The sequence below is a fragment of the Pontibacter silvestris genome (assembly GCF_020907275.1).
Classification (GTDB): domain Bacteria; phylum Bacteroidota; class Bacteroidia; order Cytophagales; family Hymenobacteraceae; genus Pontibacter; species Pontibacter silvestris.
This window is the reverse complement of record NZ_JAJJWI010000011.1, coordinates 61,075-80,403: the sequence shown is the minus strand read 5'-3', so window position 1 is coordinate 80,403 and position 19,329 is coordinate 61,075. Positions and strand designations below refer to the sequence as shown.

Below are 19,329 nucleotides of genomic sequence, written 5' to 3'. Positions count from 1 at the left end.
GTTAATTTAAAACCACAAAGTTGTAACAGTTACAGCATACTCTGCTTACACATATATTAAGTTATTGTTAAGTTTTGGTTTGTACTATAAGGATAGTTCCATCTGTATTCTAAACTGGAAAGCATCGTGTTCCTGTTCTGTCTGAATCAGGCTCATATCACTTTGCACCTTTAAACTGTGCCCCACAACATATCTGGAAAGTGCAAGTGTATACTGCTTTTGATTGAGCAGTTGCGTTGCCTCCGCAAAGTCTACTGTAGTATAACGGCCTGCCACTTCCCAATTCGTTTTAAACAGGTAGCCTGCCTGTGCGTTAAGAGCTGTGCCTGTTACAAAAGTTTCTGTCGGAGTTCCTGTATCCGATACGGCTACTACCGGCCCGTCTGGAGCTTTTCTGTCTGCATATTCAGCCATAGCTGAAAAGCCCTGGTACTTGAACATACCATCTATAAAAATAGTACGAAGGCTGCGGTTGTCGCTTAAGAAGCTGCCGAGCTGCCCTCGTGACTTTGATGTGTTGTGGTTATAGTCAAAGCTGGCGGCAACAGAAAGCTTAGGTGTTTTCTCACGAAGCAGATCGCTGTTAAAGTAATCGCCCCCACCTGTAAAATGGCCTAGTGGTAATACTTCAAGACGTGCAGTATAATCATATCCGCCAGCGTTATCAACTGTAATGTTACGGCCTTCTCCCATCGAAATAGAGGCTATTTCACGCAGTACTACCTGGCCTGCCTGGTGTTCGTGGCGAAGCTGTAATCCTGCATCACGATCCAGGTTGAAGTTGGCGTTTAAAAGACTGCGGTCTACAAACTGCAACTGTTGAGATGATATCACACGTTCGCGGTTACCTGGTAACTTTGTCTGGCCCACCCACAAAAACAGTTTTGGGGCCATTTCCCATTTAGCTACAGCGTCTAGTATAATATTATCGGCTTGATTATGCACCCTTAGCAGGCCACTACCAATGTCGCTGTTGCTAAGCCCCAATTCTATTTTATATACTAATCTGGGAGAGTACACAAAGCCATCGAATTTCAAACGAGCCCGGCGAATTTGCAAACGGTCTTCCCATTCCTGAGTAACCTCGTTCTGGCTGCCAGAATATAGAAACTGAAAACGTGTGCTGAACTTAAGACTGAAGGAGGAGTCTGCTGCGATGAACTGCAGGCCTTTGCCAAACTTGGAGTAATTAACGCTTTGGGCTTGTGTGCTGTAGCCCCAAGCTAGTAGAGTGAGGAGCAGTAAGCCAGCTCCTTTAAGGTTGAAATTCACGAATAAGTAAAAGTTTGGTGAGAATTAACTTTTAAAACCTTAGTAAACAATCAAATTATACGAATGAACAAATAGTTAGTCAGGCTAATTGTTCAGGCGGCAACAGAGTTGGCAAAATTCTTTAACAGTTAGTCAGGCTGCTGATGCTTTTCCCTATTCCCAATGCAAAGTAAGCTTATGAATGTTATTGACCTGTTATCCTAATGTTACCAAAATGTTAAGCATTATGGATGTTTAATTACTTTTTTATATTTATTTAAGTTGTTGATATATAACGTTTTGTGTTTGTATTGATTGAAATTTTGCTGGAGCAGTTTGCTGAGTTAATAATTATGTAACATCAGGTTAAATTTAAATTAACCTGAAGGTAATGCTTGGTTAACATTTCCTGAAAAGGATTAACGGTAACATAACAAGTTGTTAAAGTTGCCTTAAAATAGCTGCTCTACTTTTGTAGTGAGTTTAATGCTAAAGCTAACGGAGGGATTGTTCCTTCCTCTCCTTCAAAGAAAGAGGCTAAAGGATTATAAAAACCACACTTAATACTTACCCAGAAAACCAAAAAATCATGAAGAGAACGAGTAGATTTTTACTTGCGCTAATGCTTACAGGTTCTGTGCTCTCCTTTTCATCGTGTAGCGATGATGATGACAATGGAACAGACATTGATGAGCAAACAGGTGAAGAGATTGTTGTAACAGCTTCAACGGCAGGAACTGGTAATGTTACCTGGACTGCAGACAATACTTATATATTAGATGGGTTTGTTTTCGTAAACGAAGGACAGACACTAACCATTGAGCCTGGTACAGTTATCAAAGGCAGACCTGGTACAGGTGAAAATTCAAGTGCACTTATTGTAGCACGTGGCGGTAAAATCATGGCCAACGGTACAGCTGACAAACCAATTATTTTCACAACTGAAGAAGATGATGTAAACGACCCTAACGATATACCTGCTACACAAAATGGCCTGTGGGGCGGTGTGATTATATTAGGTAATGCTACTACAAACAGGGGCAGTGGCGGTGTAGGTGCTATCGAGGGTATACCTACTGAAGATACAAGAGGCCAGTACGGTGGCACGAATGATGCAGATAACTCTGGTGTATTTAAATATGTGTCTATACGTCACGCGGGTACTGCTATTGCTTCTGACAACGAGATAAACGGTCTGACGATGGGTGCTGTAGGTAGCGGCACAACTATAGAATACGTGGAGGTATTTGCCAACCAGGATGATGGTTTTGAGTGGTTTGGTGGTACAGTAAACACTAAATACCTTGTTTCGGCTTTTTGTGGCGACGATATGTTCGACTACGATGAAGGCTGGAGAGGCAACAACCAGTTCTGGTTTGGTATTTATGTAGAGAACGATGGTGGTACAGGTGGTGAGCACGATGGCGGTACAGACCCGGAAGATGGACAGCCTTATGCAATGCCTGTAATATCTAACGCTACTTATATTGGTTCAGGTGCGAGCAGGACAACTACTGGTACCCTTGTAATACGCGACAATGCAGGAGGTAAGTACTATAACAGCATCTTCATGGACTTTGCACAGGGTATCACTATTGAAGACCTTGCCAGTGGTGAAGACAGCCGTACAAGACTGGAAGCAGGCCAGATAGATTTCCAAAATAATATCTTCTGGAATGTTTCTGATAATACTTTCAATGGCATAGGTACTGTGGGCACTACTACAGAGCCATGGACAGTTGCTCTTCTTTCAGATGCAGCTAAAAACAACAGAATCATCAATCCTAATTTAAGTGGTATTAGTAGAACAGCTAATGGAGGCTTGAATCCTGTTCCTGCAACTGGTAGCTCTGCGCTGTCTGGTGGTGCCGCACCGTCAGGCTCTTTCTTCCAGAGTACAGATTACGTAGGTGCTTTCGGTACAACTAACTGGCTGAAAGGCTGGACTTACCTGGACCAGCGCGGATACTTAGACTAGTTTTAATTATTACTTCGCACAGCTTCAGACTTTTATAAAGCTGTGCGAAGCTTTTTTTAGATTTTCTCACCCAATCTATCTTTTTTTATGTTTAATAAGTTTTTTAGCCTTATAGGCTTACTAAGTCTTACTGTATCTGTTGCGGTGGCACAGAGCGGTATAATTAGGGGGCAACTTACTAGTAGCGAGACTGGCGAAGAGTTAATAGGGGCTACAGTAGTAATAAAAGGTACAAACTCTGGTACAGCTACTGACCTTGATGGTAAGTTCAGCTTCAATAACTTGCAACCTGGCACTTATGAGCTACAGGCTTCTTATGTGTCTTATGAGCCTAAAGCAGTGGCTGGTGTGGTTGTAAAAGATGGTGAAGTAACAGTAGTTGATATAAGACTTGGGTCTTCGACTACGGCACTAAAAGAAGTAGTTGTAGAGGCAAGAGCTATTCGAAGCTCAGAAGGTACTTTACGTAACATCCAAAGAAAATCAGCATTGGTAATGGATGGTATCTCTGCTGAGCAAATCACCAGAAGTGGCGACAGTGATGCTGCGTCGGCACTTACTCGTGTTACAGGAATTTCTGTAGAAGGAAGCAAATATGTATATGTACGGGGCTTGGGCGACAGGTACGTAAAAACAGCATTGAACGGTGCTGAAATACCAGGCCTTGACCCAAATCGTAACACTGTGCAGATGGACTTGTTCCCATCTAACTTATTAGATAACCTTACAGTGTCCAAAACTTTTACACCTGACTTGCCAGGTAGTTTCTCTGGCGGCTATGTAAATATAACTACAAAAGATTTTCCTGATCGATATACTTTACAGTTATCTTCTTCTGTTGGATATAACAGCCAGGCTACATTTAACAGTAACTTTCTGTCTTCAAACAAAGGCGGCTTAGACTGGCTTGGGTTCGACGATGACACAAGAGCTGTACCTGATGAAATAGATTATACCATTCCGTCTGAGAGTTTCACAAATCAGGAAAGAGCAGAACAAATAGATAAAGCTACAAAAGCTTTTAATACAGAGATGGCTCCGAGTAGAATGACTGCTCCGGTAAACCATTCACATACCTTTTCATTAGGTAACCAAACAGAGCTTTTCGGGAAGCAGTTTGGATATGTGGTGGGCTTGTCTTACCAAAGAAACTTCTCCTATTACGATAACGGCTCTTTTGGAGTGTGGAAGTTGAAGAGCGCTTCTGCAGAAGAGCTAGACAACAACAAACTGTTTAGTGACGAAAGAGGAGTAGAAGAAGTTACGCTTGGCTTACTGGCTAATTTCTCTTATAAACTCAATAACAATAACAAAATATCCTTAAACCTGATGAGAAACCAGAATGGGCAAAACTCCAGCAGGTTCTTATCCGGAACGTACCCTGAAAACTTTGGCGTGTATGATGAAAGCGCCATTTTCGAGTCAAGAGCACTCCATTATATACAGCGGTCACTTACCAGCGGGCAGCTTAAAGGCGAGCATGTGCTTCCGGGCTTTAAAAATAGTAAAGTAGACTGGCTGGCATCCTTTACGCTTTCACAACAAGATGAACCAGACCTTCGTTTCTTTGCCAACGATTACTTTATAACAGGAGCAGATACAGCATATAGTATTAGAGTATCTAACTATAGCCCTCCATCAAGGTTCTTCAGAAACCTTGATGAAACCAACCTTGATTTAAAGTTAAACCTGGAGACTCCGTTTACTATATGGAATGGCTTAGAGGCCAAGACAAAATTCGGTGTTGCTGCACTTTTAAAAGATAGATCATTCCGCGAGAATATTTATAGGTACAGGTTTTCGAATGCCTACAACTACAACGGAAATGTAGAAGAATTTTTCGCGCCAGAGAACCTTGGTATTGTTATGCAACCTAGTGATCCGGAAAGTGGTGGCATATATAACTATGGTGTTTACCTGCAGGACGGGTCGCAACGGACCAATAACTATGACGGCGAAGAGTCTGTTTATGCAGGTTATGCAATGATTGACTTACCTGTAACAGAAAAGTTGAGAGTTGTAGCTGGAGCGCGTTTAGAGGCTACAGATATTTATGTAGAAAGCTTTAACCCTCTTTTAGAGCCAGGGAACCTGAACCAGGTTGATATTTTACCGTCTGTTAACACAACCTACAGCCTTACTGAAAAGATGAACTTTAGGCTTGGGTATTCCAGAACATTGGCAAGGCCAAACTTTCGTGAAATAGCCCCATATACTTCGTTTGACTTTGTTGGTGAGCCAGCCCTTGTCGGGAACGCAAATCTTAAAAGAACGCTTATTGACAACTTTGATGCCAGATGGGAATGGTATCCGGCTGTAGCAGAGTACATTGGCGTTAGTGCTTATTATAAGAACTTCCAGAACCCTATTGAGCGTACCATCAACACACTAGCCCAAAATCCACAGATAGACATTAACAATGTTGATAACGCGAAAGTATATGGTTTAGAATTTGAGATAAATAAACGTCTCTCTTTTGTAACACCTAGCCTGGAAAACTTCTTAGTTGGCGCAAACTTATCACTAACCAAATCACAGGTAAATATCTCAGAGTCTGAACTAGCCCTGATTCGTACGCTAAACCCAGAGGCTGAGTCCACAAGACCTATGTTCGGACAGTCTCCTTTTGTGGCTAATGCAACCTTGAGTTACCAAAGTGAGCCATTAGGGTTAGTAGCAACGGCCAGCTTTAATATGTTTGGTGACAGAATTTCAGCTATCTCTATTGGAGGAACTCCAAATATTTACGAACGATCGAGGCCTATTGCAGGCCTAGTGGTATCAAAGCGCATAAGTGAGCATTTCTCCGCAAAAGTTTCTGCAAATAACATCTTAAACCCTGCCTACAAACATAGCCACGAGTATAAAGGAGAAGAATACATATACAGCTCTTATAAAGTAGGACGTGATTTTTCTGTAGGCTTGACTTACCTGATAAATTAAAGTTCCATAAAAATAGTGATTGCACATGTATGGGTGAGAAACATCGTGGCAATCATGCGTAGAGCGGCCTAGTCTCCCGCTTTACACGAAACCCGCCTTTATGGCGGGTTTCTTTTTTTATGTGTGGTAATAAGTACAAGTGTGGGTTAAAAATCAGTGGCTGGTACCTCTCCGCCACAGGACCTGAAAAGGAAGAATGCTACTACAAGTATAATAATAAGTGTAATGCAGCCCATTCCGCCGCAGCCTCCGCCACCTCCGCCGAACAACTTTCTGAATAAATATAATTTAAATAAACCTCTTAGCATACCTTTTATAGTTTAATGGTTGTTTGATAACAACTTCTGCTGCTATGTCTTAAAGTAGAATGGCAACAAAGATGACTAAGAGTTACGCAGGTGTTAAAAGAGTGTTTTAAGGTATATTAAAAACAGCTGTAGGAGGTATAATGTAAACTGGAGCTGATAGAAATTATTTAGTCAAAAGTATGCAGAGGTTTAACTGATGGGCACCTTACGAAGAATGGCCTCTATAAAGTCTTTGGTTCTGACGCCGTCGGCTTCAGCTTCGTAGTTAAGAATAATGCGGTGGTTCATAATATCATGAGCCACTTCTTTTATATCCTCCGGAAGTACGTAATCCCGATCATCAAAATAAGCTACCGCTTTGGCAGCGCGGTTCAAGGCAATGCTTGCACGGGGAGAAACACCAAATTGTATATAAGGGGCAAACTCGCTCAGGTCATAATCGGCAGGCCGGCGCGTGGCAAAAACTAGTTCTATAATATAGCGCTCCAGCGTTTCCGAAATCTGTACCTGGTTTATTTCGTTTCTAATGTTAAAAATGTCTTCTTTTGAAAGCACTTTAGTTACTGAGCCACTAAAAGACATGTTCGCCATGCGGCGCATAATTTCCAGTTCATCAGCTTTTTTAGGGTAGTCAATATATACCTTCATCATAAAACGGTCTACCTGGGCCTCTGGCAATGGGTAAGTTCCTTCATGCTCAACCGGGTTTTGAGTGGCGAGTACTAAAAAAGGCAGGTCTAGCTTATAAGTCGTTTCGCCTATCGTCACCTGCTTTTCCTGCATTGCTTCGAGCAAAGCCGACTGTACTTTGGCTGGTGAGCGGTTTACTTCGTCGGCAAGAATCAGGTTGGCAAAAATAGGCCCTTTCTTTACCTCAAACTTAGAGGCATTCTGGTTATAGATCATCGTCCCGATCAGGTCAGAGGGGAGTAGATCAGGTGTAAACTGTATACGTTGAAAATCTAAGTGAAGTGCTTTGGAAAGTGAATTGATAGTAAGTGTTTTAGCCAGCCCCGGAACACCTTCCAGCAAAATATGGCCCCCTGTAAAAAGGCCAATCAGCAAACGGTTTACCATGTACGACTGCCCCACCACTACCTTGGCTACTTCACTAAACACCTGCTTAATCTTTAGCTGGTGTGTCTTTACATTATCTTGATAAATCAGTTCTTCTGCTGCCATGCTACTTCAGGTATATAAAACCCTTAAAGATAGCCATAATACGTTATTTATGGCAAATTATTGCCTTGCAGGAGAACAAAAAGGTAAACCAGGAAGGCTATAATGATAAAACAGTATGCTGATAATTTATGTAAAAAATTGTATCGATAGAGTTATGCTGCTTGAAGAGAAACTTTTTCTGATTTGGGTGACTTTTTCTTTAGATGAGACACACGGCTTTGCTGTGCCTGTTTCACTACATTGAGTAAGCTATCTATGTGTGTCTGCGCAATCTCTGAAGGAAGTACCATAGTGGTATCAGGAGACATTACATGTACCCGGCGATGCCTGGTCATGAAATAAAGAAGGACAAAGAAAACACTTAGTAAGGCGAATGAGTTATCAAAAAAGATCATAAAAGCCGTAGCAATGCACAATAACAGGTATAAAGGCTTGCCAGTTTGCTTCTCCTCCCAGCCTGTAATGTCTTCCAGCATGATTGATTTATTGCCAAACAACGTCCAGGGAATACGCTTTTGGATTACTCTATGTGTGGTTACAGCCAGCCTTTTATCTACTGTCTGAATAAGGTAGCGCTCCCCATTAAATAGCTTATTTTCAGCCATAATGGATAATATATTAAGTTTGATTAGTTGCTGATGGCGTAAGTTTGCGAGTATCAAAGCTTTCAAGTTTTAGAGTTAGAACCACATATTAGAATTTCGAATCAAATATAAGATTCTAAAAGCCACAAAAGGGTTGCATTAGGAGTGTTTATAAAAGCATTTCATACTTTCGGTAATTATTTAAGGTTAAAACTTGGCTAAAATAGTAGCCTCCGTTTAAGAGGCTGGGTATATCGGCCGGCAAGGTAAAAAAAACAGTCCTCTCCTGCAAGGCAGGAGAGGACTGTTTTAGCTGTTTTTTTTAATTATTATGCAGATAAATAAAACTCGCCTTCGTAGCCGTGTGCACGTTGATTTTTAAAACGAGCAATATCTTTTTGCATGTTATCATAAATTTCCTGAATCTCCTCTGAGTCATCCGTAAGCGGTTTAATGTGCTCGCTCAGAAGTTTGGCCGCTAAAGGATAAAATTTGGAATCATCTGTATTTTTAGCGTTTACCCTAAACGCGCTAACAGAACTTTCTAACTTCTTCAGGCTTGGATAACTAGCTTTGAACTCCTGAATGGTATCGCGGAGCTTTTCCCGTATCATCAGATACAAATCCTCCTCGAATGTCACCCCAAAGTCATCGTCCTCATCCTCGTCGTCGAAGTCATTGTATGATAAATCATCATCGTAGTCGTAGTCGTCTCTCATGGCTGATAATAAGGTTATTTAAGTTGATATTACGGGTATACAGGCTCTTTGAGTTTGTGCTATAAAATTAATCAGAGCTTACTTTCGCATCCATAAAACTATGAAAAGTAAAGCGGGTGCATAATTAATATTTCACCGGCTTATTTACAAATCCCTACGTGCTCAATTTGGAGCTTGTTACTGAAGTTTTGACAGAAGTGTGTTATCTGCGTGTAATATTGTTCTGGAAATAAGTTTATATTCTATAAAAGAAGAAGCCCCTGTTTTAGCAGGGGCTTCTTCTTTTATAGAATAAGATGGATGCTTCAGGGCACCATTAAATGTTACAAGCGAGCTGCTTAAGCAAATTTGCGCTCTATTAACCTGAGTAGTTTATCTACATGCTCTTGCTTTCTGCTCCAGTCGTACTTACTGCCTAATTGTTGCGTTACATAACTTTTCGCCTGCGCTGCATCTGGTAAAGTGTCCAATGTTTGGATGGCTTGATAATAGGCTATGTTGTCACCGCCAAAAAGCTCATTAATAAAGCTGAAGCGTTGGTTAATAGAAATAGAGTTCTTAAGCGATTCAATTTTCCTGTTGCTATGGGCATCAGCAAGTGAAGCAGAGGTGGTTGCCTTACGGAAATTATCGTTTAGTGTAGGGCGAACAGATGGCCTTTCATCCTCATCGGTATCTTCTGACTTTCGTGTAAACGGCAGCCGTGGCGCTACTGGCGCTTCACGTTGTGCATTATGAATAGGCGCAACTATTTCTTTCTCTTCCTGGGGAGCAACAGGAGCCGGCTTAGCTTCAGCGGGAGCTGTAGTTGCTCCTGGTATTATCTCCTCCTCAGATAAGGGAAGCAGGTTGCTAAACTGGTTAATCAGGCTACTAAAAGAAGTGCGGCTATTCTGATTTGCATTTACATACAGTCTGAAGCGGCTCAGAATATAGTCCCTGTCACGGTTAGAGGGAGACAGAGTGTCTATAAAACCTGCAAAAAAAGACTTATCAAGATCAATGTACCTGAGGTTCTCCTGCAGTTTCGGAAGTGTAATTTCTTCCTGAATGCGCAAAAACATTTCCTCAAAAGTGGTTACGGGGGCCAGTACAACTATAAAGGTGTCGTAAATGGCTTTTTGAAGTAGTGGTTCAAAGGCATTGCGTTTCATGAGTATTTTGCGCGATAGCACATTCATGAAGTTCAACAGAGCCTCTTTCACGTCCTCATTCTCATAATCAAAATAAGGGCTTCTGAGGTTTGCCATTTCATGGTGCCACTTAAGCAGGAGCTCTTTTATCACAAAAAGATTTACTTGCTTTATAGGGGTAAAACCAATAAGCTGAGGCCCGTTAACTACATCGTGAGAGGCAAAGTGACGGTCGCAAAGTAGATTTGCCAGCTCTTTGCTGTAACGCTGAAGGTGTAATTGATTATATTTGTCTTCCATTTGGAGTCTCTTTCTTCTGTAAAGTTATAAATAATATGCCAAAGTTTACTGTGCAAAACCTTGCTAACTGCAAAGTTGCAGTGGAGCAGGGCCAGACGTTGTTAAAAGCCCTGCAGGCTGGCGACATAGACTGGATGCATGCCTGCGGAGGCAAAGGTCGTTGTACTTCCTGCCGCGTAATTGTGTTGCAGGGGATGCAAAATACAGGGCCTCTTACGGCCAGTGAAATCAAATATCGTAACAATGGCCGCCTTAGAGCAAATGAGCGATTAACGTGCCAGTGTATATTAGAAACTGGTGATATTGTTGGGGAAGTGCCTGAACAGACAAAATTGCCGCACCTTACATATACCAACTAGAGAGATCGTAGTAGTACATCTGTAAATAATAAGATGGAGCACTCACAAATGAATAGGTTCTGTTTTTAATCATCAGGAACAAATTAAAAAATAATTTCTTAGCACACTTACATTAACAATGTTTATTGAACCACGCGTAGGCAACGATAATCACAGCTCCCATAAAGGATGGATTGAGGTGATCTGCGGATCTATGTTCTCTGGTAAAACTGAGGAACTGATCAGAAGATTAAAAAGAGCAAAGATTGCCAGGCAGAAAGTAGAGATTTTTAAGCCTTCCACAGACAAACGATACCATGAACTAGACGTTGTGTCGCATGATTCTAACTCTATTCGTTCCACACCTATTGGCTTTGCGCAGGACATGCTGTTATTGGGTGGCAGCTGCGATGTTGTGGGTATAGATGAGGCTCAGTTTTTTGACGAAGGTTTAGCTGAAGTGTGCGTGAAACTGGCTAACAGTGGTGTGCGTGTAATTGCGGCTGGCTTAGACATGGATTACCTGGGTAAGCCTTTCGGACCAATGCCTGCCTTGATGGCTGTTGCAGAGTATGTAACCAAAGTGCATGCCGTTTGTGTGCGGTGCGGAGACATTGCCAACTACTCCTATAGAAATGCAGCATCTGAAGAGCAGGTGCTTCTAGGGGAAACAGACTCTTATGAGGCCCGTTGCCGGCATTGCTTTACCGAAGGAATGAAAAAGAAGAGGTAACTAGCCGTGGGTAGTAAAATTGAAGAAGTGAGTTTGCTCTCAGATTAGACTAATACAGGTACAGCTCATTAAAGCCATGCAAAGCAAACACTCAATTTGGCTAAGACCATATCCAAACCCGCTGCTGTTTGTTGCAGGGCTGGGAATATTGCTATGTAATGTTTGCAGCTATGGGCAAGGCAACCTTAGTTTAGGAAGCTGGCAATTACATGTGCCGTATCAGCAGGGAAAGGCTGTGGCCGATGCAAACGAGTTAATATATACGGCTACAGAGCAGGGGCTTTTTTACTACGACAAGGAGTTTAACAATACTGAGACAATAACTAAGATTGATGGTTTACGGGAGCAGCAAATCAGTAGCCTAGGCTATGATACAAGTACAGGAACCTTAGTTATAGCTTATCAGAGCTCAAGCATAGATTTGTTGCGTGGCCGTAAGATCACGAATATCAGTGGTGTCTATCGGCAATCTATTTCCGGAGAAAAGGTTATCCACCACACTTATATTCATAACAAAATTGCTTATCTGGCCTGTTCTTTTGGAGTAGTGGTACTGGACCTTTCAAAGCAAGAAGTTAAAGACACTTACAGCAACCTCGGCCCAAATGGAGAACAGCTAAATGTGCATGCTACAGCTATACTGCATGACAGCATTTATATTGCCACAGATATAGGTGTTTTGGTGGCAAATCGGGTACAGGCTAACCTTAAAGACTTCCACAGCTGGCATATAATAAATGAAGGTTTGCCTGATGGCGCTGTTACAGGATTGGCTGCATTTAATGAAAGATTATATGCCACTGCAAGTACGGAGGAGCTTTATAAATTGGCTGCTGCTTCATGGGATAACAGTAATATTTCTGCGTCCTTGTCTATTACCTCGATCAATACTTCAGCAGATTATCTGGTATTAGCTACCTCCACAGGAGTAACACTGCTGGACAAACAGAGTCGTGTTAGTAGTGTTCAGCATGTTGCGCTTCAAAGCCCTCAAGATGCCACTGTAGATGTACAGGGTGTTATTTGGGTGGCTGACGCAAAGCAAGGGCTGGTGCGGCTGAACCAAGCAGGAGCAGATGCAGCCGTTTTTGCACCCAACGGTCCATATGCCGGCGAGGCATTCAGGTTGTACGCTGCAAATAGTAAGCTTTATGCTTTTAGCGGAGGCTATGATGAAAGCAGCTATCAGAACAGCGGCAATACCAATGGTTTTTATGTGTATAGCCAGGGTGAGTGGGAAAGCTATAACAGCCAGCTTTATCCGAATACGAACCAGTTGCCTTATACAGAAGATGTGGTAGATGCAGCCTATAGTCCTGTAACAAAGAAACTGTATATTGCCAGCTATGGCAGTGGCTTATTAGCATGGGCTGGCCTGGGCAAGGTAACCTTATACAATGGTACCAACAGCACCTTATCAGGAACATCAGCTTCTGATAAAGCAGAAAGCGTGCGTGTTTCGGATGTGGCAGTAGACACCGAAAGCAACGTGTGGGTCGTGAATCGGAACCAACAGTATAATGCGCCGGAAGTTCACGTACTGAAGCCGGATGAAACTTGGCAGTCCTTTATGCTGCCTGGCTTAAGCAGCAATAACTTTGAGCAGATACTGATAGATGATTACGACCAGAAGTGGCTTTCTGTAGCAAGAACAGCAAGTTCTCAGGCAGGTATCGTGGTGTGGAACAATAAGAATAATTTTGTGCATAACTTAACAGAAGGGGAGGGAAAAGGAGGCTTGCCAAGTAATGCTGTATACAGTATGGCGAAAGACCTGAATGGTGATGTTTGGATAGGTACGGCAAGTGGCGTAGGCGTTTTTTATAATCCGGGTTTTATATTTGAATCTCAGGCAAATGATGCACATATTCCGATAATAGATGGCAGGCCGTTGCTGAATGGGCAGGTGGTAAGAAGTATAGCTGTAGACGGAGCTAACAGGAAATGGATAGGCACCGACAACGGGCTCTGGCTTTTTGGGCGGGATGGAGACGAGTTGATTCATCATTTTACAACACAAAATAGCCCATTGCCTTCTGACAAAGTGCTTTCAGTGGCAGTAGAGCATCAGAGCGGAGAAGTATTTGTGGCAACAGCTGCAGGCATTGCTTCTTATAGAGGAACAGCAACTGTTACAGAGGGAAAAGCTGAATGCGCCGTTGTGTTTCCGAACCCGGTACGGCCTAACTATAGTGGCTTAATAGGAGTGTCGGGTTTACCTAACAATGCTCAGGTTCGTATTACTGATATTTCTGGCACGTTAGTTTATAGTACACAGGCGACAGGCGGAACAATAGCTTGGGATGCCCGGGATTACAATGGTAAGCGCGTAAAAGCTGGTGTATATTTAGTGTTAAGTGCTGATGAAGCCGGAGAGCAAAGCTGTGTTACTAAAATAGCTGTGCTGGAATAGTAAGTTTAGTAGCCGTATGTGCAGCCCATTAAACTGCTCTTTTACGGTAGCAGTGGTATATTTAAAGACTTAAAAGTTGTTGATTTATATGAAAAGAACAAGTCTTACATCTTGTATCCTGATACTTGCGTCTAATCAATTATGTTAGTTAAAACAAGAGGTGTCGTCTTAAACTACATCAAGTTCAGAGAGTCATCTGTAATTGTGAAGGTATATACCGAGCAGTTGGGGATCCAGTCGTACATTGTGAATGGTGTGCGTAAGAAAGGCACTGGTTCCCGCATTGCGTTATTCCAGCCATTTACGTTGCTCGAAATGGTGGTGTACACCTCCCACAGAGGAGGGCTTACGCGCATATCAGAATATAAGTCTGCACATCCTTTCTCAACTATTCCTTTTGATATCAGGAAAAGTAGCATTCTGCTGTTTCTGTCAGAAATGGTAAGCAGAACCGTGAAGGAAGAAGAAGAAAACCAGCCATTGTTTAACTTCTTATACAATGCTATTATTGCTTTTGATGAGCAGGAAAGTTACTTCGAGAACTTCCATTTAATGTTTCTCCTGCAACTAAGCTACCATTTAGGTTTTGGCCCCAGCTCTGGAACTGAAATTGTGGAACAGGTAGCCTTCTCTGCTAATGCCCAGGCAATGACCAGTGCACCTCCTGTACTTACATTGCAGGCTTATGAAGTATATTTCGATGCACTGCTGCGGCAGCCAGCAGAGGCAAACATACCAAATGGCAAGGTACGCAGAGAGCTATTGGCTATTCTTATTCGTTATTACCAACTGCATGTTGATAAGTTAGGAGAGATAAAGTCTTTAGCAATACTTTCAGAAGTGCTGTCAGAGTAGTAGTAGGGGCATTAAAAAAGGCAATACTGTTAGTGCAGTATTGCCTTTTGAAGTTTAGCTTAAAACTATTATTTGATATCCAGTACTTCAACATCAAAAGCAAGAACGGCATAAGGAGGAATTGTGCCACTGCCTGAATAGCCGTATCCTAAATGAGAAGGAATAAATAACACGCCTCGTTCGCCTTCATGCATTAGCTGTAAACCTTCATCCCACCCTTTGATAACCTGTCCTGCTCCTACTACAACGTTAAAAGCTTCTCCTCTGTCATATGAAGAATCAAATTTTTGATTAGCTACTACTTTGCCGTTTTCAGAAGTAATTCGCTTACCAACATAATGTACATCTACAGAGTTACCGGCCACTACCATGTTCCCGGTACCTTCCTCCAGCTTCAGGTAATATAAGCCCGTGCTGGTTTTTACTACATCAGTAGTATCTACATTATTATCTACAAAAAATTGATAACTATCTTTAAAATATTGGTGTATTACCTGATCATCATAAATTTTTTGTTGCTCCAGTTCTTCATTCGTGGGGTAATAATACCCGGCATAAGGGTCGCTATCTGAAGAGCATGATACAAATGAAACAGCAACAGCTAAAAAAAGAAGAGCTTTAAGCAGATGGCTGCTTTTCGCTAACTGGGGAATAAGGGATTGCAGGGTCATAAGTTTAAAGTAAAGTTAATAAGTACTCTATTTATTAACATCAAGAAGCTCTACATCGAAGCGTAGAATAGAGTTTGCAGGCATTTGAGTGCCACGGTCTTGGTCGCCGTAAGCCAGTGGAGAAGGAATCAGGAGGATAGCTTTGCTACCTTCTTTAAGTTGAGATATACCTTCGTCCCAGCCTTTAATTACCTGGCCCTGGCCTAGTGTAAATTTAAATGGTTCGCCTCCTGACATAGGGTTATCACGGGAAGACTCTACCTCTTTACCATCCAGGAAAGAAAGCTTATAATGTACCGAAACTTGGTCACCGGCACTAGCTTGCGGTCCATTGCCTGCTTCCGTTACAGCGTAATACACGCCTGAAGAAGTTTTCTGTACGTTCTGTAGATTCTGCTCTTTAATGTAAGCCTGAATTTTTTCGTCGTCTACTTTAATTTGATTTTCAGCATGAGCCTGAGCTTCTTTCATTTGCTCTTCCATCATTTTCTGCTGGTCAGCAATGGCCTCTTCTCTGGACTGTACTTTTTCTGCTTTCACAAAGAATGTCAGGTGTGAGCCTGGCTTAATGAAAGGAGGCATTGGCTGGCCGAAAGTTTTGGCAAACAGAGAGTCAGCATTTATTTTGAAAACAGCACTGTCTCCGGCAGAAAGCATAGTAAGGGCGTCTTCTAAGCTACCTTTAAAGCTAGGCTCCATCACAGGAATCATAATCGGGAACTTCTGGTCGCGGGAGTTGAACAGCAAAGAGTCATCAGCATTTTTGTAAGACATGTTCAGTGTTACCACTTGTCCTATTTTAGCACCTGTAGAGTCGTCGGCAGCTACTTCGCCTTTGTTTTCGTACTCGCCGTCTTCATTCATTTCATAAATTTTATAGCTCAGGCCATCAGGTCTGGTATGAAATTCATCGTTAGCTTTATTGTTACAAGACTGTAACAACATGGCACCTGCTACAAGGGGTAGCAAAAATTTAGTTTTAGATAGCATTTGGATATAAGTTGATAGAATTTTTATTTTTTGATGGCGTTGTGGAGTTTCTCCTTGTAAAGGGGTAGCAGGCTTTCAAATTTGGTTACGGTATTTTCCAGTGTATCCATACTGATGCCTCCGGCTGCATTCTTATGTCCGCCTCCGCTAAAGTGCTCTCGTGCGAACTCGTTTACAGAGAAATCTCCCACCGAACGGAAAGACATTTTTACTGCTTGGACACGGTCTATGATCAAAGCTGCAAAAACAATGCCTTCTATAGACAGTGCATAGTTTACCAACCCTTCCGTATCACCTGTTTTAGAGTCATAGGCTTTTAACTCATCAGCAGTGATGGCTATATAAGCTGTGGAGTATTCCCGCAGCACTACCAGTTTGTCTTTTAGTGCATAACCTAAAAACCGCAGGCGTAGTTCCGAAGAACTATCGTATATCAGGCGATGGATATTGGACGTCTCGACACCAATGTGCAGCAGGTCTGCAATAATAAGGTGCACATTTTTAGAAGTACTTGGGTGGCGGAAAGAGCCTGTATCTGTCATTATACCAGCGTAAAGGCATTCACCGATAGCTGTATCAATCAGGTCTGTTTCGCCCATTGCCTTTATAAGGTCGTAAACCAGTTCGGCAGTGGCAGCAGCAGATGTGTTGGAGTAATCTAAATCGGCAAAGTCTTCTGGCTGCAGATGGTGGTCTACAAGCACTTTGGTGCCTTTTGCCTCTCGTATATATTCTCCCATCTCGTTAATGCGGGAAAGAACCGAGAAATCGAGACAGAAGATAACCTGAGATTCATTGATAATACGGTGTACCAGTTCATCATTCTGCTCTGAATACACTAGAACCTCATCGTTCCCATGCATCCAGCTCAGAAAGTCAGGGTAATCAGAAGGAGTGATCACCGTAACACGGTGTCCCTTCTTTTTAAGATAACCAGCTAAACCTAACGAGGAGCCCAAAGCATCAGCATCTGGTTTATGGTGTGTGGTGATCATCACCTCTTTAGGTTCTTTAAGTAGCTCTTTAAGAGCGTTAATATCGTGCATACTATAAGTATAAATCCTCTGATTAATAAGGAAATAAGGCGCAAATTTCAGAAGAAATAACTTCTAAAGCAATAAATTAGAATTTTAGCCTGCCTCTGATCTGCTCTTTTTAGTAACTGCCACAGCAACATCTTAATGAAAGTATAACTAAAAAGTGTGCTAATATTGCCCGAAATGCTATACTTTTGCATACTGAAACCAGAAACATAAATTATAAGCTTAAGAGACATGGCTGGAAATACTACATTTACTATGATTAAGCCTGATGCGGTGGCTGATAACCACATTGGTGGCATTACTAAAATGATTGAAGAAGGTGGCTTCCGTATTGTGGCAATGAAGAAGACAAAACTTTCTGAGGAGCGTGCCGGAAAATTTTATGAAGTGCATAAAGAGCGTCCTTTCTATGGCGATCTTGTAAAATACATGTCTTCTGGACCTATCGTGGCTATGATTCTGGAGAAAGGTAATGCCGTAGAAGATTTCCGTAAACTGATTGGTGCAACTAACCCTGCCCAGGCTGAAGAAGGAACTATCCGTAAAGTTTATGCTAAGTCAATTGAGGCAAATGCAGTACACGGTTCTGACTCTGACGAGAATGCACAAATAGAAGGAGACTTCTTTTTCTCTGCTGAAGAGCGTTTTTAAGTTTTAAAGTATACTTATTGATTTTAAAGCCTACTAAGCTATTATAGTTTAGTGGGCTTTTGTTTTTGATAAAGGAACAGAAGCTACTAAAGGCTATTTACTAGTATTGCTTCTGAGTTGCTTCCTTTTCAGGCCAAGCTTTACCTTCTCTCAATTTAAGTTAGCTAGCTAGACTAAAACAACAAGGGCCAGTTCCATAACAGAACTGGCCCTTGTTGTTTGCGACTTACCTTAATCTCTCGGAATCACAAATCGTTGTCCAGGACGAATTAAATCCGGGTTTTCGCCAATCTTATCTTTGTTGGCTTTGTATATTTTAGTCCAGGAGTCGGCATCGCCATAAAGCTTCTGTGCTATTTTAGAAAGCGAGTCACCGCTTGCTACTGTATATATGTCCTGGTTAGGACCTGTAGTTGCCTGTACCTGCTGCTTATCTTTTTCGCTATAAAAAGCCTGGTCCTGATGGCCGGCTGCCATACTGGCTTTTTCTGTCCCTTTACTTATTGGCTGTGTGCCCTTTGGTGTTTGTGCGTTTTTGGACTTTACGTTGCTGGCCGGCTTAGCTGGCTCTTCCTTCCCCTTCTTTAAAAAATCAAGTAATCCCATAGTTTTATAGTTTATTAAGTAAAACGTCGTTTTTAGTTGCGGCAATAAAATTGTACCATGCCGCTTTCTATTGATACGCTAACTATGGCGCATTGTTGTGTGGGTAAAGTAGTAGCAAACTAACTTTAAAGGAGTTAGCCCCGTAAGAAATGCACATGATCTTGCTGTATTTAAGGCAGGAATAAAATATATGAATGAAGCTATAAACAAAATGGAAGTAAGTGTTAAGCTATGGATGCACTCCTGGAGCACATTAACAGCCATACTGCTGGCAATAGTACTTATAAGCTGTGGAGACAGCAATGAGGTTGGTTCTGAAAGTATGTTAACCGGGCCAAGTAACAAAACCTGGCGGGCTGAGAAAGAGACAAATGCTGTTGGTAATAAAGAGAAACTTACGGATGCTGAAAAGCAGGAAACGATGCAGTTTTATGCCGATGGTCGTTTTGCCCTTGGCGGTGGCGGTACTCTGCAAACGGGTACATGGTCTTTTGATCAGGCTGCCCGGCGTCTGACACTACAGCTTGAGGACCAGGACGTGACACTTAACTTTGAGGTGCTGAAGCTAACAAACGACGAAATGCGCCTGAAGGCTGCTGACGGATCAGAGATGCTGCTACAGGCAGATTGA

At 42.1% G+C, this 19,329-nt stretch carries 18 protein-coding genes; 8 read left to right on the top strand and 10 right to left on the bottom strand.

The genetic code is table 11. The features are described from left to right. Positions 1 to 84: 84 nt before the first annotated feature. Positions 85 to 1,272: a porin gene (locus LN995_RS11685; RefSeq protein ID WP_229961254.1), complete on the bottom strand. Its 1,188-nt coding sequence runs from the start codon at positions 1,270 to 1,272 to the stop codon at positions 85 to 87. Between the two features lie 568 nt (positions 1,273 to 1,840). On the opposite strand from LN995_RS11685, the gene LN995_RS11680 reads away from it, so the two are divergent. Together LN995_RS11680 and LN995_RS11675 are read left to right on the top strand one after the other, a co-directional pair. Beyond that, positions 1,841 to 3,229 carry a hypothetical protein gene (locus LN995_RS11680; protein ID WP_229961253.1) on the top strand — a complete coding sequence of 463 codons (1,389 nt, stop codon included), beginning with the start codon at positions 1,841 to 1,843 and terminating at the stop codon, positions 3,227 to 3,229. Positions 3,230 to 3,316: 87 nt separating this feature from the next. After that, positions 3,317 to 6,172 carry a TonB-dependent receptor gene (locus tag LN995_RS11675; RefSeq protein WP_229961252.1) on the top strand — a complete coding sequence of 952 codons (2,856 nt, stop codon included), beginning with the start codon at positions 3,317 to 3,319 and terminating at the stop codon, positions 6,170 to 6,172. A gap of 146 nt (positions 6,173 to 6,318) precedes the next feature. Here LN995_RS11675 and LN995_RS11670 read toward each other — a convergent pair whose 3' ends face one another. The 5 genes from LN995_RS11670 to LN995_RS11650 all read right to left on the bottom strand — a co-directional run bounded on the left by LN995_RS11670 (position 6,319) and on the right by LN995_RS11650 (position 10,398). Next, positions 6,319 to 6,480, bottom strand: a complete 162-nt coding sequence (locus tag LN995_RS11670) for a hypothetical protein (RefSeq protein ID WP_229961251.1) — start codon at positions 6,478 to 6,480, stop codon at positions 6,319 to 6,321. A 189-nt stretch (positions 6,481 to 6,669) separates the two neighbouring features. Then, positions 6,670 to 7,662 carry an AAA family ATPase gene (locus tag LN995_RS11665; protein WP_229961250.1) on the bottom strand — a complete coding sequence of 331 codons (993 nt, stop codon included), beginning with the start codon at positions 7,660 to 7,662 and terminating at the stop codon, positions 6,670 to 6,672. A gap of 152 nt (positions 7,663 to 7,814) precedes the next feature. Next, positions 7,815 to 8,324, bottom strand: a complete 510-nt coding sequence (locus LN995_RS11660) for a hypothetical protein (protein WP_229961249.1) — start codon at positions 8,322 to 8,324, stop codon at positions 7,815 to 7,817. A gap of 251 nt (positions 8,325 to 8,575) precedes the next feature. Then, on the bottom strand, positions 8,576 to 8,965 hold the full coding sequence (locus tag LN995_RS11655; RefSeq protein WP_229961248.1) for a hypothetical protein: 390 nt from the start codon (positions 8,963 to 8,965) through the stop codon (positions 8,576 to 8,578). Positions 8,966 to 9,303: 338 nt separating this feature from the next. Beyond that, positions 9,304 to 10,398 carry a hypothetical protein gene (locus tag LN995_RS11650; protein WP_229961247.1) on the bottom strand — a complete coding sequence of 365 codons (1,095 nt, stop codon included), beginning with the start codon at positions 10,396 to 10,398 and terminating at the stop codon, positions 9,304 to 9,306. 35 nt (positions 10,399 to 10,433) lie between these two features. On the opposite strand from LN995_RS11650, the gene LN995_RS11645 reads away from it, so the two are divergent. The 4 genes from LN995_RS11645 to recO all read left to right on the top strand — a co-directional run bounded on the left by LN995_RS11645 (position 10,434) and on the right by recO (position 14,737). Beyond that, positions 10,434 to 10,757, top strand: coding sequence for a 2Fe-2S iron-sulfur cluster-binding protein (locus LN995_RS11645; RefSeq protein ID WP_229961246.1), 324 nt, complete (start codon positions 10,434 to 10,436; stop codon positions 10,755 to 10,757). Between the two features lie 118 nt (positions 10,758 to 10,875). Further along, positions 10,876 to 11,469: a thymidine kinase gene (locus LN995_RS11640; protein WP_229961245.1), complete on the top strand. Its 594-nt coding sequence runs from the start codon at positions 10,876 to 10,878 to the stop codon at positions 11,467 to 11,469. Between the two features lie 76 nt (positions 11,470 to 11,545). After that, the gene (gene porZ / locus LN995_RS11635; protein ID WP_229961244.1) at positions 11,546 to 13,882 is read left to right on the top strand and encodes a type IX secretion system anionic LPS delivery protein PorZ; all 2,337 of its coding nucleotides are present in this window, start codon (positions 11,546 to 11,548) and stop codon (positions 13,880 to 13,882) included. Positions 13,883 to 14,023: 141 nt separating this feature from the next. After that, positions 14,024 to 14,737: a DNA repair protein RecO gene (gene recO / locus LN995_RS11630; RefSeq protein ID WP_229961243.1), complete on the top strand. Its 714-nt coding sequence runs from the start codon at positions 14,024 to 14,026 to the stop codon at positions 14,735 to 14,737. Between the two features lie 68 nt (positions 14,738 to 14,805). On the opposite strand, the gene LN995_RS22040 is transcribed toward recO, so the two are convergent. The 3 genes from LN995_RS22040 to LN995_RS11615 are packed head-to-tail and all read right to left on the bottom strand — an operon-like array spanning position 14,806 to position 17,444. After that, positions 14,806 to 15,408 carry an FKBP-type peptidyl-prolyl cis-trans isomerase gene (locus tag LN995_RS22040; protein WP_317206948.1) on the bottom strand — a complete coding sequence of 201 codons (603 nt, stop codon included), beginning with the start codon at positions 15,406 to 15,408 and terminating at the stop codon, positions 14,806 to 14,808. Between the two features lie 27 nt (positions 15,409 to 15,435). Further along, the gene (locus tag LN995_RS11620; protein ID WP_229961242.1) at positions 15,436 to 16,398 is read right to left on the bottom strand and encodes an FKBP-type peptidyl-prolyl cis-trans isomerase; all 963 of its coding nucleotides are present in this window, start codon (positions 16,396 to 16,398) and stop codon (positions 15,436 to 15,438) included. 23 nt (positions 16,399 to 16,421) lie between these two features. Then, entirely contained in the window at positions 16,422 to 17,444 is a 1,023-nt protein-coding gene (locus tag LN995_RS11615; protein ID WP_229961241.1) for a DHH family phosphoesterase, read from the bottom strand. Between the two features lie 228 nt (positions 17,445 to 17,672). On the opposite strand from LN995_RS11615, the gene LN995_RS11610 reads away from it, so the two are divergent. Beyond that, positions 17,673 to 18,092 (top strand): nucleoside-diphosphate kinase, encoded by a 420-nt coding sequence (locus tag LN995_RS11610; protein ID WP_229961240.1) that lies wholly within the window; start codon positions 17,673 to 17,675, stop codon positions 18,090 to 18,092. A gap of 231 nt (positions 18,093 to 18,323) precedes the next feature. On the opposite strand, the gene LN995_RS11605 is transcribed toward LN995_RS11610, so the two are convergent. Further along, a complete protein-coding gene (locus LN995_RS11605) occupies positions 18,324 to 18,698 on the bottom strand; it encodes a LysM peptidoglycan-binding domain-containing protein (protein ID WP_229961239.1) in 375 nt (124 codons plus the stop codon). 190 nt (positions 18,699 to 18,888) lie between these two features. Here LN995_RS11605 and LN995_RS11600 point away from each other — a divergent pair, with 190 nt between their 5' ends. Then, the gene (locus LN995_RS11600) at positions 18,889 to 19,329 is read left to right on the top strand and encodes a lipocalin family protein (protein WP_229961238.1); all 441 of its coding nucleotides are present in this window, start codon (positions 18,889 to 18,891) and stop codon (positions 19,327 to 19,329) included.